Origin of the sequence: Liquorilactobacillus uvarum DSM 19971, from assembly GCF_001434935.1 — a bacterium.
Lineage (GTDB): Bacteria > Bacillota > Bacilli > Lactobacillales > Lactobacillaceae > Liquorilactobacillus > Liquorilactobacillus uvarum.
The window spans coordinates 1-1,891 of the sequence record NZ_AZEG01000084.1; the positions used below are offsets into that span (position 1 = coordinate 1).

At 40.3% G+C, this 1,891-nt stretch carries 2 protein-coding genes; one reads left to right on the plus strand and one right to left on the minus strand.

Annotated features, from left to right (window positions below):
• Positions 1 to 353: hypothetical protein (locus FD20_RS13635; RefSeq protein ID WP_162255663.1), on the minus strand; the 353-nt coding region annotated here is incomplete at its 3' end.
• Here FD20_RS13635 and FD20_RS12445 point away from each other — a divergent pair.
• The coding region (locus tag FD20_RS12445; RefSeq protein WP_162255664.1) for a LysM peptidoglycan-binding domain-containing protein at positions 343 to 1,891 on the plus strand (1,549 nt) is incomplete at its 3' end. The two genes, FD20_RS13635 and FD20_RS12445, sit on opposite strands and share 11 nt — an antisense overlap.

Consider the following 1,891-nt stretch of genomic DNA (forward strand, 5'->3'; position numbering starts at 1 on the left):
GTTAGTTCATCTTCAAGCAGTGATGCTTCAAGCTCGGCTGACAAAGCAAGCAGTGATAAGACTACTACTGACTCGACCTCGACTGCTAAAAGTAGCTCGGCTGATTCCGTTAGTTCATCTTCAAGCAGTGATGTTTCAAGCTCGGCTGACAAGGCAAGTAGTGATAAGACTACTACTGACTCGACCTCGGCTGCTAAAAGTAGTTCGGCTGATTCTGTTAGTTCATCTTCAAGCAGTGATGCTTCAAGCTCGGCTGACAAAGCAAGCAGTAACACAGATAAAAAGAATTCGACCAGTACTAACAACACTGTTGCCGCATCGACTTCAACAAAAGCTGTTACTGTGAGCCCCACTTCGACAACAGCTACAACAACAGCGGACGCACTGAAAGCTGAATTAGCAACAAAAATAGCGGCATTGAAAAAAGAGAACAATGCGGAATACAATACAAAAGTTGCTGATTTCTTGAACCAAATTTTAGAGGGCTCAATTGAGAGCTGGACTAAGTATAAGGTGTTGCCTTCTTTGACAGCTGCACAAGCAATTCTTGAGAGTGGTTGGGGGACGTCAAGTTTAGCTAGTGAATATCACAATCTGTTTGGGATCAAAGCTGGCACTTCATGGACAGGAAAAACTGTTACACTTGCTACACAAGAATACTACAGCGGAAGTTATCATACAGTCTATGCAACCTTTAGGGCTTACAATAATGACAGCGAGAGTATTGTTGATCATGCCAAATTGCTGGCTGACAATTCGCGCTACAGCAACTTGATCGGTGAAAAGGACTCTAGTACAGCTGCGACAAAAATTTATCAAGATGGTTATGCTACTGATATTAGCTATGCATCAAAATTAAAATCGATCATTTCAACTTACGATTTAAATGCTTGGGATGAACTGGCATTTAAATATACAGGCGTTGTTGTTGATACCGATTCTGACAAGTCTTCTTCAAGTACACCAAACACTACAGGTTCAACCAAAGATACTTACTACACAGTTAAATCTGGTGATACCTTAACTGGTATCGCAAGTACTTATAGCACAACGGTTAGCAAAATAGTTTCGCTAAACAGCATCAGCAATGCAAACTTTATCTACGTTGGACAAAGTCTGCTTGTTTTGAAAGCCAGCAGTTCAAGTTCAACATCCGGTTCTAGCTCCAGTACAACAAACAGTAGTGGTACTTATACCGTTAAGTCTGGTGATACCTTAAGCTCGATCGCTGGAACATTCAGTACAACTGTTAACACTTTAGTTTCGTTGAATAACATCAGTAACCCTAACTATATCTATGTTGGACAGGCACTACGCATCTCTAACTCCGCCAGCAGCTCAAGTTCAACAAGCTCAGCTTCAACTAATAGTAACGGTACTTACACCGTTAAATCCGGTGATACCTTAAGCTCGATCGCGAGAACATACAGTACAACTGTCAGCACATTGGCTTCATTGAACGATATCAGTAATACTAATTATATCTATATTGGTCAAAAACTGCGTGTTTCTAACTCAACAAGTAGTTCAAGTTCAACAAGCTCAACTTCAACTAATAGTAGCGGTACTTACACCGTCAAATCCGGTGATACATTAAGTTCGATTGCCAGGACATACAGTACAACTGTCAGCTCTTTAGCCTCATTGAATGATATTAGCAATACTAATTATCTTTATGTCGGTCAAAAGTTAACAGTTTCTGGTTCTGCTAAAAGTTCAAGCACAGCAAGTTCAACTTCAACAAACAGTAATGGCACTTATTCCGTTAAATCTGGTGATACATTGAGTTCGATCGCCAGAACATACAGTACAACTGTCAGCTCTTTAGCCTCACTGAATGGTATTAGCAATACTAATTATCTTTATGTCGGTCAAAAACTAACAGTTTCTG